This is a genomic window from Legionella sp. PATHC035, assembly GCF_026191115.1.
Classification (GTDB): domain Bacteria; phylum Pseudomonadota; class Gammaproteobacteria; order Legionellales; family Legionellaceae; genus Legionella.
Genome location: NZ_JAPHOT010000001.1, coordinates 2104717 through 2118272 on the forward strand (window position 1 = coordinate 2104717; position 13556 = coordinate 2118272).

Consider the following 13556-nt stretch of genomic DNA (forward strand, 5'->3'; position numbering starts at 1 on the left):
CTAATTTTTCAATCTTGGAGTTATTAAATTATTATGGAGATGGCCTTGTTTCATCGTCAACGTCAGCGTAAAGGTTCCTTGTCCTCACAAGGTAAATCTTTAAAAGATTTAACACGCATTGTTAATGCAAACCTTATTTTGTCAGAAGATAAGAGGCAGACACTACTTAAGCGAATGAGAATGTTATCGGGTCTCGAAACGGCGCGATATGACAGTTTATGCGGCATCTTGATTACTAACCTCGTTCACTATTGTCAAAATTTACCTGAAACGACAAATAGTTATTATTCACAACAAGGTGGGCTTGTGGATCATGCGCTGAATCGCACGGAAGCGGCATTGAGCCTCTTTCAGGAGTTCATGGTACAGGAGCAGCCTGATCAACTCTCCGAAGAGCAAAAACTTTGGCAATATGCACTGTTTTCAGCAGCAATTCTGCAAGGGATAGGCAAGTTATTTGTTGATTATCGTGTGAGTTTTTATGATGCCAATGGACAATTTTTAAAAGAATGGAACCCTCTGCTTGAAAATATGACCAGTACAGGGGTTTATTACTTTTACGAATTTGAAAAAGAGCCCGAAATTGAATTTCGACGTCGCCTCAATTTATTGTTGGCAAGAACATTAATGCCTGCGAGTGGATTTGCCTGGTTAGCGTCTAATCCCGAAGTTCTTGCAGTGTGGCTTGCCTTATTAAATGAAGATGAACGTTCTGCCGGTACTTTAGGTGCCATCTTAATTCGAGCAGAAGCGATTGCTATCCAGCGTTATTTACTTGAATTTATGGTGAGAGGTACTGCTCATACTGGTGGTCGATACCGTGCAGGTACTTTCTCTGGTGGACAACCCGAAACCTTATTAGAAAAAGAACAGACCGTGGGTATGGAGTTTATCCAATGGATGATAAAAGCCTTAGATAGTGGCCGAATTATGGTTAACAAAGCCCCATTATTTATGGTTCCCGGCGGGATGTTGATGTGTGCAGAAATGTTTCAACTATTCGTTCGCGAACACCCTGAATATAAAAACTGGCAAGCGGTTCAAAATGGATTTTTATCTTTAGGCTTACATCATCGTGCTGCTGATGGTGGGGTTCTTAGCCGCTTTGAAACAAAAAATCAAATGGAAACGGGGGTTGTATTTTCTAAGTATGCTCTCGCTTTACCGCAATCCGTCAAGGTTGTGCAAATGAGTACAGGCAAAGTAGAGTCTATGTCTGCAACAGAATTGATTCATAAAGCACAATTCGGTAGTCAGTTTACTCAGCAACAAAGCACTGGTTTGACCCAATCATTGCAAAAATTAGACGCGGCAGGAAAATGGCAAGCCGTTGAAAATGAAGGACTTGGCCTTAAGCCGGGAGCCAAAAACGGTGTCTGATTATGCAATTGGGGATGTGCAGGGTTGTTATGAACCATTGCAACGGTTATTGGAGCACATTGATTTTGATGACAAAAGGGATCGGCTGTGGTTTGTTGGTGATTTAGTAAATCGTGGTCCTGAATCTTTGGCGGTGTTACGTTTCGTCAGCTCCCTACCGGTTACGCCCCGCGTGACTCTCGGCAATCATGATTTACACTTGTTAGCCTCCCTCTTTGGGGGTAGGCCATGGAAAGGGCACGATGATACCTTGCAGGAGGTAATGCATGCTGCTGATGGTGAAAGCCTAGGGCATTGGTTAAGAAAACAATCCATTTTATATTATTCGCCAGAGCTTGGGGTGATGATGTGTCATGCGGGTATTTGTCCTTTGTGGGACTTGCCGCAGGCCATGCAGCTTGCCAAGGAGCTCGAAGAACGCCTGGCCGGTGAATCTTATCGTGATTTTTTATCGAATATGTACGGAAACCAACCCGATATATGGTCAGATGAGCTCAAGGGGAGCGATAGACTGCGGGTGATTACTAATTATTTTACGCGTATGCGCTTTTGCGATGCACAAGGACGGCTCGAGCTGGGTTATAAAGGAACTATTGCTCAAGCACCCGCAAATCTTTATCCTTGGTATGAGGTACCGCATCGAAAAGAAATTGATGTAGATATCGTTTTTGGACATTGGGCTGCTTTAATGGGGAAATGTCCCAATCCCAAAATTCATGCAATAGATACAGGATGTCTTTGGGGTGGCCAATTAACTGCATTACGTTTGCAGGATATGCAACGATTCGCAGTCTGGAATAATAAATGATGTTACGAAACTCGTTGAGCTTCTTCTCTTCAGCCTTCTTTGCCATTATGTTAAGAGTGTTCTCTCTCGCTCGTGTGAGGGGGGTAGGCGAGAGGGTTGGCTGGCTAAAATCAATACCCTCACCTGCCTTAATGGGTACCTTCTCCCCATGGGGCGAAGGAAAATTCTTAAACTTAATGGCAATGGGGGCGACCCGTACGCCATGGGTGGCTGTTATCTCTTTGGTACTCTGCTCCCTCTTCGGATTTAATGTTTGGTCCATTCCAGTAAGTGACGATTTACAAGTAAAACAAGCAGAGGAACGATTACAAACAGCAATCAAAAATCCTGAATTTATGTTACACAACTGGATAGAGTTACCCACTTCACCAGCAGCCCGAAATAAAAAAGTTCATCAGCTGAGTCTAAGAGAGGCGATTTTATTGGCCTTACGCTACAATCCCAACATCCAAAATGCTGAGTTAGACCGTATCGTACAACGCTATCAATTACGTTTAGCGCACAATCAGTTTGAACTGCAATATGCTTTAGGTGCCTCTGGAGTACTGCAAAAAAGCAGGTTCAATGGTGTGGGTACGGATACGACCCATACGCTATTAGCCAGTCCCGAGTTCAATTTGAAAACGAAACTCGGCACAGAAGCCAATTTATCGATCAATAATAACGTCAATGAAAATAACAATTACAATCCGGTATTGAATTTTTCTTTAACCCAGCCTTTATTGCGTGGTTTTGGGAAATCGGTAAATGAAGCAGCGCTTTTAGATGCCGAGGACAATGAGTGGTTAAACAAATTAAACTTACAACAGTCAGTTGCGGATCAAGTCACACAAGTCATTGTGGCCTATCGAATGCTGATTTTGAGTGGTAATAATTTACAGAATCAACGATTGCAGTTAAAAGAAGCTAAAAAATCTTATGAAATTAATGAAAAAAAAATCAAGGCGGGTCAATTAGAACCAACAGGCAATATTCAGCAGTCCTACCAAATCGAATCGTTAAGTTTAATGGTAGAACAGGCTGAAAATGATTTTCAAACCGCTGCACAGGATCTTTTGCAGACTATAGGCCTTGATCCCGAAATGCATATCTCGGTTCCCAGCGATGTTGCTTTAGATAAACTCTCAGTTCCCAATTTACAGCAATCCATCGATCAGGCATTAAATCATAATACCATTTATTTAGCACAAAAAATGACATTGCGGGCTGATGAGCGAGCCTATAAGGTGGCTAAAAATCAACAATTATGGCAATTGGATGTGTCAGGAAACGTGCAAAGTGGCGTGGTGAATGATGTCACTGGCGTTAATGGTGGATTGAATGGTATTTACAATGGAAACAACATCACCGAAGCAGCGCGTTTGACCCTAACTGTTCCTTTACATGATATCGGTCGTCGCAGCCAACTGATAAACGCTAAAGTACGTTTGGAAAAAGACCGCTTAAATTTACTGGCTACTAAACGAGCATTAATAACGAATATAACCAATACCATTAACAATATAAGAAGTTTGGCAAAACGTTATCAATTAGCACTCAAACAAGTGAAATTGGCAGAGCAGTCTTATGCCTTGGAGAAGAAAAAACAGCAAGCGGGGATATCGAGTGCATTGGATGTGAATAACACACAGAATCAGCTGATCCAAGCACAGTCTGGATTAATTAATGCAAAGATGGCCTATCTCAATCAGATATCAAATCTGCAAAGGACTTTGGGAACAACGTTGGAGCATTGGCGCATAGAATTAAGGTATGGTGGATGAATAGGTTATACAAATCAAAATTAATCATTTTATTATTAAGTGGGCTTCTTCTATCCGCATGTGGTCATCACGAAAAGAAAAAAACGGTTGCATTACACCGCTATAAAGTTGAAGAACAAACCCTGCATAAGACCCTACATTTTACGGGAACGGTGCAACCGTTGCATGAAAATACCATTGCCAGTCCAATCGAAGCCGTGGTTGAAAGCATGAATTTTCATTATGGGCAATTGGTTAAAAAAGGCGATATGATTTTGACGCTTAATTCAACGGAGTTACAAAGACAATTTAACGAGACGTTAACGGAATATTTAAAAGCCAAAGACAGTTATACCATCGCAAAGGCTAAATTTGTTGGGACTCAGGACTTATGGGATTCAGGTCTATTATCCAAAAATAATTACATGAGTGAAAAATCAAATGTAGATACTGGCCGGGTTACTTTAATGCAATCCACACGAAAGCTGACTGAAATGTTGGAAAAATTAGATGAAAACAGTCCAAAAAATTTATCTGCTTTAAGTTTGGCTGATTTCGATAAGATAAAAACCATTTTGGCTGCGAATCACAATCTGATTCGTTTAAAAGCGTCTGGTGATGGAATACTCCTGTACCCACCGAAAGCCGGTGAGGATAAAAGTGCACGCGTTACTGTTGGCTCTACCGTAAAGTCAGGTCAAGTTATTGGTTTGATTGGTGATTTATCGGGAATCCGTATTGAAATTGATGTCCCTGAAATTGATATCACTCAAATTCAAACAGGCATGGATGCAATAGTAACTGGGGTTGCATTTGGTAAATATCAATTAAAAGGGCAACTGGTCGTAGTGAATGCGCAGGCATCCACGAACAATGGCTTACCTTTTTTTACTGCAGTAGTTGAGGTGAGAAACCTGACTGCTGAGCAGCAACGTTGGATCAAAGTGGGTATGAGCGCATCCATAGAAATTAGTGTTGATAATGGGAAACAACTTCTAGTACCGATTGCTGCAATAAAGCGGGAGAAAGGCCAAAGTGTAGTTCACGTGCAAACTAAGCCCAATGTTACAGAAAAGCGCGTGATTACGACCGGTGCCGCACAGGCGGATTTAGTGGTTGTTGAAAGCGGTTTAAAGGCCGGCGAAGTGGTGGTTTATGAGTGATGTCGTTATAAATTGCGAAGAGGGGCGCGTTCTGAAACACGTGAGTTCAGCATTAAAATCGCCAGAGGCCAGCACGCTTAAAAAAAATCAACAACCATTAATGAAGCTGTCTAATATTGTTAAAACCTATCATCTTGAAGGAATCAGCACCACGATTTTAAAAGAAGTATCGCTTACCGTAAATGAAGGAGATTTATTGGCGATTGTAGGTGCTTCCGGTTCTGGTAAATCGACGTTAATGAATATTATGGGACTTCTCGATAAGGCAGATGCGGGAACCTATTTATTAAAAAATCGTAATGTCGCTGCTTTATCCGATGATGAGTTAGCCGAGTTACGAAATCAAAACATTGGTTTTGTATTCCAACAATTCAATTTATTACCAAGATTTAGTGCCATGCAAAATGTGGCATTGCCGTTAATTTATCGAGGTGTGGGTGCTGCTGAAATTAAGGAAAGAGTGCTTGTGGCTCTTGAGCGGGTAGGTATGCAGCAGTATGCACAGCACCGGCCTACGCAATTATCCGGTGGACAACAGCAACGCGTCGCTATTGCGCGTGCTTTGGTAAGCGAGCCACAAGTGATTTTGGCAGATGAACCTACAGGGGCTCTTGATTCACGTACGGGTAATGAAGTAATGAATTTATTTTTAAGTTTGCATGCCCAGGGGCGTAGTATCATTATGATCACCCATGATGAGCAGATTGCCGCATTATGTCAGCGAAAAATCACACTGGTGGATGGTTTCGTGATCACGGAGACTGCATCATGAATTTTGCCGGACATTGTCAGCAAGCTTTAGTGAATTTGACCGCCGCTAAGTTACGCTCTTTTTTAGCAGTTTTAGGCATTTTAGTGGGTACTGCTGCGGTGGTTGCTTTAATTAGCTGTGGCCAACTTGCTACCGAAAAAGCGTTAGCGCAATTCAAGGCATTAGGTACCGATTTATTGGCAGTAGCTGTTTATCCTAAAACGACTGAAAAATCGGGAAGCATGGAATCCATCTCCGTAGCTCAATGGGAACAATTGCCAGAGCGAATTCCTTATATTGTCGAGATGGCCCCCTATAGTACGGCATATCAACCCCTGAGTTTTCAGGGCAAACAAATGCAAGGAGCTGTTATTGGCGCGAATGAACATTTGGCAAAAATCGTGCACATCAAATTAGCTGCCGGTCATTTTGTTTCTTTTGTTGAGTCCTATGAACATTACTGTGTTATTGGTGCAGGTTTAGCACGACAAATCCAGGAAATCAGTTTTGATGATCCCATTGGCAAACAATTACGCATCGGACAATCTTTGTACACAATTATCGGCGTGGCTGAGCCTTGGAAGGAAAATGGATTTTTTAATGAAGACATCAATCAGGCTGCTATTATTCCATTGGCTGGAATTAGTCTGGTGAGTAAAGATGCGAGAGTGAATAATGTGGTTCTGGAGTTGAAACCGGACAGCCCTATTGATGAGGTGATTGAAGAAATAAAACAAATTATTGGTTCCATTGCACCGAAACTAAGTGTTTTTTCACGCAGTGCCAAACAAATTATTGCCAGTATGGAAAACCAAGGACATATTTTTACTTTATTGCTTGCTGTAATTGGTGGAATTTCTCTTTTAGTAGGAGGAATTGGGGTAATGAATGTCATGTTGGTTTCAGTCAGTGAGCGAAAAAAAGAAATTGGTATTCGTAAGGCAGTTGGTGCTAAAAATAGCGAGATTCAGGCTTTATTTCTGGTGGAATCAGTGATGCTTTCTTTGCTGGGAGGGATTCTTGGTGTGATTTTGGGTTTAGTTTTTACACGTATTTTGGCCTATTTTAGTGATTGGAATTTTTCAATCTATCTTCTTCCCCCCCTAGCGGGTTTTTTGGTCTCGGCAGCCACTGGTATTTTCTTTGGCTTTTATCCCGCACGACGTGCTGCAAAATTGGAGCCCGTAGTTTCTTTACGGAGTGAGTAACCTGAATAGCTAATGAAGTTCAATCACCTTTCTATTGCATGGAATTTATAACTACCTTATGATGAAAAATTCATTTTATGGTTAAATGGACTTGCATATGTTAAACAAATCGATGGTTGTGATGGTCTTAACATCCAGCTTCTTTTCTTTTTCATTTGCTCATTCTGCGCCGCCACAAACAACATCTGCAAGTAATGTCCAAGTTCCTTCAAGTGATTTAACTGGAGTCATTCACGAGACTTTTAATAGTATTTTGCAACGCATGAGTGGTGAAAAAAAAGCGATTAATGAACCTCTGCAAGAACGGTTAAAACAGCGTTATGACTTGATTGATAACCCATCTAAAACGGTGAAGGGGCTGCGTCTATTTGAGAGGAAAGAGTCTCCTTACATGATGGCCGTTTGTTAACTATGGCCGATACGGTTGAGTTTTTTAACTTAATCGTGCAGTTACAGTTAACCCAAGATGAAAAAGCCGATTTAACGGCATTTATGGAAGCATTGTAATACTCACGGTATAATCGCTTGTCTTTGCGAGCCAGAGTGCTATAAGGCCTGAGTGAAGCGTACTGGAGTCTTGGTGGGTGATAGAAGGTCCCATGCGCTTCACTAGGCTGTAAATAAGGGAACAGGCTACGGTTTTAAGAGAAATGGTCTATCTTAAATATTAAGATGGCAGTCAGATAATCAAAAAGAATCAGGGGGAAGGGCTATGAAAAAGTGGGGACTTGCGATTATCGCCTGTGTTCTAGTACATCATGTTGCCTTTGCACAACAGAATTGGAACGATTGGGTTGCTGGTGTCAGAGCTGAAGCATTGCAACAAGGGGTTTCGCCAGCGACGTTTGATCAAGCTTTTGCCGGAATCCACGAGCCAAGCCATCAAATTAAAGGACTTTTGCGTTCGCAGCCAGAACATCGACTTACTTTTATTAAGTATCGCAATACTCGCGTTGATGCGTATCGAATTGCGATAGGACGTAAGGAATATAAGAGAAACCAGTCTGTATTGGAGGCAGTTGCGAAGCAATATGGGGTAAATCCATGCTTTATCGTGTCTTTTTGGGGAATGGAAACCAGCTATGGTACTTATATGGGGAATTTTCCTGTAGTGAAAGCCTTGGCGACCCTTGCCTATGACTCCAACAGAAAAGATTTTTTCCGTAAAGAGTTATTTATTGCCTTACGTATTTTGAATGAGGGCCATGTCAGCTTGGCTGATTTCAAAGGGGAATGGGCTGGAGCCTCAGGACAGCCGCAATTTTTACCCTCGAGTTGGGTTAAATACGCTGTTGATTATGATGGAGACGGTCGAAAAGATATTTGGAGGAGCAAACCCGATGTATTTGCGTCCATTGCAAATTACATGAAACAAAATGGATGGCAAACGGGGGAGCCATGGGCAGTCCAAGTCAAGTTGCCGCGTAAATTTGATATGGCCCTAGAAGGTAAAACCATTGTCAAACCAGTGAGCGAATGGAATGCGATGGGGGTGCGTACAGAAGATGGCAAACCCTTGCCCTATCAAAATTTGCAAGGCAGTATCGTTCAGCCATTGGGTGGCCCAACCTTCTTAACCTTCCCCAATTATAAGATGATTTTGCACTATAATAATTCTATCTATTATGCAGGGGCAGTGGGTTATTTAGCCGATAAAATTTGCCAAGGGCAACAAAGGTAAAGTCTATGGACACTTATTTAGATAAAACAGCCAGCTTAACTCCTTTAGCAAAAAGGGTAATTTGTGAAAAAGCCACAGAATATCCGCATACGGGTTCTTACAATTTTGTAATGACTAGCGGTACCTATTTGTGCAGACGCTGTGGTTTGGCCTTATTTCGTGGTTCAAGCCAATTCAGCTCTGGGTGTGGTTGGCCAAGTTTTGACGACAATATTGTCCATGCGGTACAACAGATTCCTGATCGCGATGGCAGACGTATGGAAATACTCTGCTCACGCTGTGATGCGCATTTAGGACATGTCTTTACTGGTGAATATTTTACCCAGAAGAATTTGCGTCATTGTGTTAATTCCGCTTCCATTGATTTTGTGGCAGACAGCAAGGTATTGGATACTGAAGAAGCCATCATGGCTGGTGGGTGTTTTTGGGGGGTTGATCATTTTTTAAAGCAAATACCCGGGGTTCTTCGTGTTGAGGTGGGCTATACCGGTGGGGTTACTTCAGAACCGAGCTATGAGCAAGTTTGCCAAGGCAATACAGGACATTATGAAGCGGTACGGGTTATCTACGATAAAGAGAAAACCGACTACCACCAGGTTTTAAAACGTTTTTTTGAAATACATGATCCGACGCAAAAAACAGGGCAAGGTCCTGATATAGGTCAGCAATATCAAAGCGCTGTATTCTATTACACTCAAGAACAATTGGAAGAAGCGGAAACTTTAATGCAAATGCTGCAAAAAAGAGGTTATCAGGTGGCTACTCGCCTTTTTCCAGTACAAACATTTTGGCCGGCAGAAGAATACCATCAGGATTATTATGCCAAACATCATAAAGCACCTTATTGTCATCAACCAGTAAATCGTTTTGGTTAAGATTTGGGGTTGTGGAGGGGTAGGACATGGAATTTACTTTTCGAATTGCGAAGAAGAAAGATCAAGAAGAAATCCTGGTTTTAGTAAAAAAATTGGCTGAACATGAGCGAAAGCAACCCGAAGAAGTTCAGTTGACTTTAGAGAAAATTGCGTCGCATGGTTTTGGACGAAATAGGTATTTTTATGTCTTATTGGCTGAATATAAGAAAAAACCTGCGGGCTATGCTTTATATTTTTTCACCTACTCGGCCTCGGCAGGCGCACCGATACTTTATATCGATGATCTGTTTGTCGATGAACTTTATCGGAGCTATGGCTTGGGTACATTGTTGTTGTCGCATCTTGCTCAATTGGCAATTGAGAAAGAATGTTGCCGGTTGGAAGGACATACCGTTACTTGGAATAAAAAAGGCATTGAATTCTTTGAGTTCATAGGAGCAAAACCACGGACGGATTTACTGCAGTTTCGTTTATCAGGAGAACCTTTAAAAAAATTGGCAGCACAAACATAGGGTGGTTTATTTTTTTAGTTTGACCATCACAATCCCTAAAATAGGAAATGCCAACAATTGGATTGCAATGGAGAAGATAACCAGTGCAGAAATGGAACTATCGTAGAGTACGCCCATGATGACGCTGCCGAAAAACCAAAACACACCAAAGCCAGTATTGAATACTCCATAAGCAGAACCCCGTTTTTCCTTAGGCACTATGCCCGCAACTATCGCACGCATCAGCGATTCATGCGCACATACGCCAATACTCCATAAAATAACCCCTGATAAGGCCAGACTGGAATTGCCAAAAAATACTAAAGGCGCAAAAAAACAAGATAAAAACGAAATAATCACCAGAATAATAAAACCATAACGATCATAAAGTGAGCCCAGCAATGGGGCGCTTACTATATTAAAGCCTTTTGCTATAGCATAAGAAATTGGAATCCACAGCGGAGATAAAATCCCGGTTTTCTGAAAGTGAAAAGCGATTAAAGGAAAATCGGCATAGCCTGCCGCAATAAGCGCGGCTCCTGATAAGTACAACCAAAAAACGGTGTTCCTATTCATGCCCGTCACTGCAAGTGTATCGTGATGTACCTCCAAATCTTGAGGACGTGGATAGAGCCATCGTGCGAGCCATAAAGTACCTAAGGCACATAATGCGGGAATTAAAAGTAAGGCAAAGCAGTAGCGATATTCTAATTTTAAATAAAGAGCTAGAGCAAGAATCAAAGGGCCTAACATCGCACCAGTTTGATCCAATGCTTCATGTAAGCCAAATGCCCATCCCAGTCCTTTTTGCTGTCCAGCATGGGCGAGCATAGCATCACGAGCCGGTGTACGAATCCCTTTACCGATGCGTTCGGTGATAATGAGAACAGCGGCAAACCACCATTGATCGGCGAGTGCTAACAAAGGAACCGCTAATAAATTACAGGTGTAACCTAGAATGGTAATGGTCCAATACTTGTGCGTGCGATCGGTAAGGTAGCCTGAAACCATGCGCAGCACATAACCTAATAACTCTCCAAAGCCTGAGACAAATCCAACAGCAGCTGCATTCGCCCCTAATAGTGCCAAGTAGGGTCCGGTGATACTGCGTGATCCCTCATAAGTCATATCAGCAAAAAGGCTAACAATCCCCGTAAGGATAATGAATTTAAGTGCAGTGTTTTTGGATAAATCTTTTTGCAGGCCCATGAGTTCGTCTTTTCGAGATAGGTTTCATTATTTATAGCCTGGGTGAAGGTGTAGTCCAACCAACCACCCTTAGCATCCCTAAATCTATTATAGGCATCCTTACGAGTATTGATACAGAGGTTCAAACCCTTATAAAGCCAAAATATTCATTTTTTTGAGAACTAAAGCACTTATCTCAAAGCATTGAGTTATAGGAGGATGTAAATGATAAAAATAGTGTAAAACCTGAACTCAGAGTTTGAAAATGCCACCTCGGGCTCTATACTTTGAATTAGGTAATTTGTTATTTACCCAAGATGTTTTCATTTGTTGCAGAGGTTCATCATGTTGTATTCAAAATTTTCCAAGGCATGTTTAGGAACGACTCTTTCATTCGCACTGGTTATGCCTTGTTATGCACTTACTGTCACAACAGCAGCGCAAGCAAAGGCATTCGCTGTTGCCCCGACCATATCCCGTCCTAATTCTTCAGCAGTGACTAGTGCTGCAATGGCACGCTATAAGATGGCTGGATTTAACACCATTGTTACGGGAAAAGGAGCTGGCAGTACCAATCTGACTACCCTACGTAGGGTTTCCACCGCGAAGACAGCCGCTCCGGCTGCTGCCGTCCCAGCTGCTACCGCCCCAGCTGTAAACAAGACTACACGAGGGGTATTTTTAGGCTTTAAAAAACGTTAATTCCATTTTGATGACAATCCGAATCGCGCATCATATTCCCTCTTATTGGAATCGATAAGAGGGAATGTTTTTTAGCGGTTTAGCGCATCGATTTCTCGTTAACCTAATCCCCGAGCACTGTTTTTGACTTTGAAGGACAATGCTCAGGCGTAGTCTGAGTTTAAATACTAAAAATAGTGTAAATATAGACCAATTGCATGGAAATGTAGTTGCTCATGACTATACTTTTTATAGGTGATTTGTTTCAACAATTACCTGATGTTTTCATTTTTTGCAGGGGTATCAAACATCATGTTGTATTCTAAATTGTTCAAAGCATGCTTTGGAAGTCTGTTTTCTTTTGCTCTCATTTTACCAAGTTATTCTGTTCATGCCGCAACCACGGCTGCGTCTTCTGCTATAGCAACAACAACAGCTTCAGCTACTGCAGTAGCACCCGCAAAAGTGAGCAGTGTCGGTTCTGCTGCGACAGCAACTGGGGTCAGTGGTGTGGGTGCTGCAACAAGTACCTCAACTGGATTGGCTAATGTGGGTTCTGCAACCTCTTCATCGACAGGGGTGACCAGCGTAGGTTCTGCAACAGCAACCTCATCCGGTGTAACTCAAGTGGGCTCAGGAGGGACGACAGCTACGCCGGTTACTAGCGTCAATACAGGTCCGGCTAAGGCAGCATCTGTGGCTCCCGTAACTAAAGTAGGTACTCCAGCTACAGTAAAAACAATGAGTGTAGCTAATCCTGCAGCAATGCAACGCTACGGGTTTGTGGGATTCCGCGGGATTGTTGGTGGTGGAGGTACCGCTGTTGGTGGAAAAGTCACTGTATTGCATAAAGCAGCTGTAGGAAAGACTGCTCCTGCTGCATTGACCGCTCCCGCAAAGGCTGTAGTTCCTTCAACAGCTGTAGGTAAAACAGGCGTATTTCGAACTGGTATTTTTGGTTTTAAAAAACGCTAATTTCAGACTTGCCGTACGGAGATTTATAGCATTCCTTCTTATTTTCACTGATCGGAAGGAATGCTGTCATTCGTGTTAACCAAAGCCCCATTTGACGTATCGACGTGCACTTCAATCAGAGTTTTACTACAAATTTGTCGCGGCTAAGAGGTAGAAAGTCAGTTAGGTTACCTGGCTTGCTTTAGCAGTGCTCCTGAATTTAGGACGATTGTTCCTTTTTATATTGCTCATCTGCTTCTTTAGCCTTACGTTGATTTTCTTCTAATTGAACTGCATGAAGTTGCTGTTGCCACAAAGTGGCCGCTTGTACTTTAAGTTGATTAAATTTTCTGAGTAATAAGCCTAAATGGGTTGCCAGCATCGGAAGCTTTTTCGGGCCAAAGACAATGAGGGCAACAATCAAAATGACAAGAAGTTCACCACTGCTCATGAGGATTTATTATCCTCCTTTGACGACTCCTGTGTTTGTTCTTCATTCAACGCTTTGCGAAAATTTCGAATTGCTTCACCGAGATCGGTACCTATGGTTTTTAATTTAGAAGTGCCAAAAAGAGCAACGATAATGACTAGAATTAATAATAAAGAAAGAGGGCTGATGCCACTTAATCCCATG

General features: G+C 42.1%; 15 protein-coding genes. 12 read left to right on the forward strand and 3 right to left on the reverse strand.

Going from position 1 to position 13556, the window contains the following annotated elements:
- Positions 1–33 precede the first annotated feature (33 nt).
- The 10 genes from OQJ13_RS09265 (at position 34) to OQJ13_RS09310 (ending at position 10120) form a co-directional block, all read left to right on the forward strand.
- Positions 34–1380 carry a conjugal transfer nickase/helicase domain-containing protein gene (locus tag OQJ13_RS09265; RefSeq protein ID WP_265710573.1) on the forward strand — a complete coding sequence of 449 codons (1347 nt, stop codon included), beginning with the start codon at positions 34–36 and terminating at the stop codon, positions 1378–1380.
- Positions 1373–2188 (forward strand): symmetrical bis(5'-nucleosyl)-tetraphosphatase, encoded by an 816-nt coding sequence (locus OQJ13_RS09270; RefSeq protein ID WP_265710574.1) that lies wholly within the window; start codon positions 1373–1375, stop codon positions 2186–2188. Before OQJ13_RS09265 ends, OQJ13_RS09270 begins: the two co-directional genes overlap by 8 nt.
- 176 nt (positions 2189–2364) lie before the next feature.
- Positions 2365–3951 carry a TolC family protein gene (locus OQJ13_RS09275; protein WP_265711916.1) on the forward strand — a complete coding sequence of 529 codons (1587 nt, stop codon included), beginning with the start codon at positions 2365–2367 and terminating at the stop codon, positions 3949–3951.
- Positions 3948–5093 (forward strand): efflux RND transporter periplasmic adaptor subunit, encoded by a 1146-nt coding sequence (locus OQJ13_RS09280; protein WP_265710575.1) that lies wholly within the window; start codon positions 3948–3950, stop codon positions 5091–5093. The genes OQJ13_RS09275 and OQJ13_RS09280 overlap by 4 nt, the downstream gene beginning before the upstream one ends.
- Before the next feature lie 100 nt (positions 5094–5193).
- The gene (locus tag OQJ13_RS09285) at positions 5194–5865 is read left to right on the forward strand and encodes an ABC transporter ATP-binding protein (RefSeq protein ID WP_265711917.1); all 672 of its coding nucleotides are present in this window, start codon (positions 5194–5196) and stop codon (positions 5863–5865) included.
- Positions 5862–7052 (forward strand): ABC transporter permease, encoded by a 1191-nt coding sequence (locus tag OQJ13_RS09290; RefSeq protein WP_265711918.1) that lies wholly within the window; start codon positions 5862–5864, stop codon positions 7050–7052. Before OQJ13_RS09285 ends, OQJ13_RS09290 begins: the two co-directional genes overlap by 4 nt.
- 97 nt (positions 7053–7149) lie before the next feature.
- Positions 7150–7461: a hypothetical protein gene (locus OQJ13_RS09295; protein ID WP_265710576.1), complete on the forward strand. Its 312-nt coding sequence runs from the start codon at positions 7150–7152 to the stop codon at positions 7459–7461.
- Between the two features lie 303 nt (positions 7462–7764).
- A complete protein-coding gene (locus tag OQJ13_RS09300; RefSeq protein ID WP_265710577.1) occupies positions 7765–8733 on the forward strand; it encodes a lytic murein transglycosylase in 969 nt (322 codons plus the stop codon).
- Between the two features lie 5 nt (positions 8734–8738).
- On the forward strand, positions 8739–9608 hold the full coding sequence (locus tag OQJ13_RS09305) for a bifunctional methionine sulfoxide reductase B/A protein (protein ID WP_265710578.1): 870 nt from the start codon (positions 8739–8741) through the stop codon (positions 9606–9608).
- 26 nt (positions 9609–9634) lie between these two features.
- Complete coding sequence (locus tag OQJ13_RS09310; protein WP_265710579.1) at positions 9635–10120, forward strand: GNAT family N-acetyltransferase; 486 nt, start codon at positions 9635–9637, stop codon at positions 10118–10120.
- A gap of 6 nt (positions 10121–10126) precedes the next feature.
- Here OQJ13_RS09310 and OQJ13_RS09315 read toward each other — a convergent pair whose 3' ends face one another.
- The gene (locus tag OQJ13_RS09315) at positions 10127–11308 is read right to left on the reverse strand and encodes an MFS transporter (RefSeq protein WP_265710580.1); all 1182 of its coding nucleotides are present in this window, start codon (positions 11306–11308) and stop codon (positions 10127–10129) included.
- Positions 11309–11632: 324 nt separating this feature from the next.
- On the opposite strand from OQJ13_RS09315, the gene OQJ13_RS09320 reads away from it, so the two are divergent.
- Together OQJ13_RS09320 and OQJ13_RS09325 are read left to right on the forward strand one after the other, a co-directional pair.
- Positions 11633–11989 (forward strand): hypothetical protein, encoded by a 357-nt coding sequence (locus tag OQJ13_RS09320; protein WP_265710581.1) that lies wholly within the window; start codon positions 11633–11635, stop codon positions 11987–11989.
- Between the two features lie 291 nt (positions 11990–12280).
- Positions 12281–12943 carry a hypothetical protein gene (locus OQJ13_RS09325; protein ID WP_265710582.1) on the forward strand — a complete coding sequence of 221 codons (663 nt, stop codon included), beginning with the start codon at positions 12281–12283 and terminating at the stop codon, positions 12941–12943.
- A gap of 199 nt (positions 12944–13142) precedes the next feature.
- On the opposite strand, the gene OQJ13_RS09330 is transcribed toward OQJ13_RS09325, so the two are convergent.
- Positions 13143–13373 (reverse strand): Sec-independent protein translocase subunit TatA/TatB, encoded by a 231-nt coding sequence (locus OQJ13_RS09330; RefSeq protein ID WP_265710583.1) that lies wholly within the window; start codon positions 13371–13373, stop codon positions 13143–13145.
- Entirely contained in the window at positions 13370–13555 is a 186-nt protein-coding gene (tatA, locus tag OQJ13_RS09335; RefSeq protein WP_265710584.1) for a twin-arginine translocase TatA/TatE family subunit, read from the reverse strand. Before tatA ends, OQJ13_RS09330 begins: the two co-directional genes overlap by 4 nt.
- Between the last annotated feature and the right edge of the window lies 1 nt (position 13556).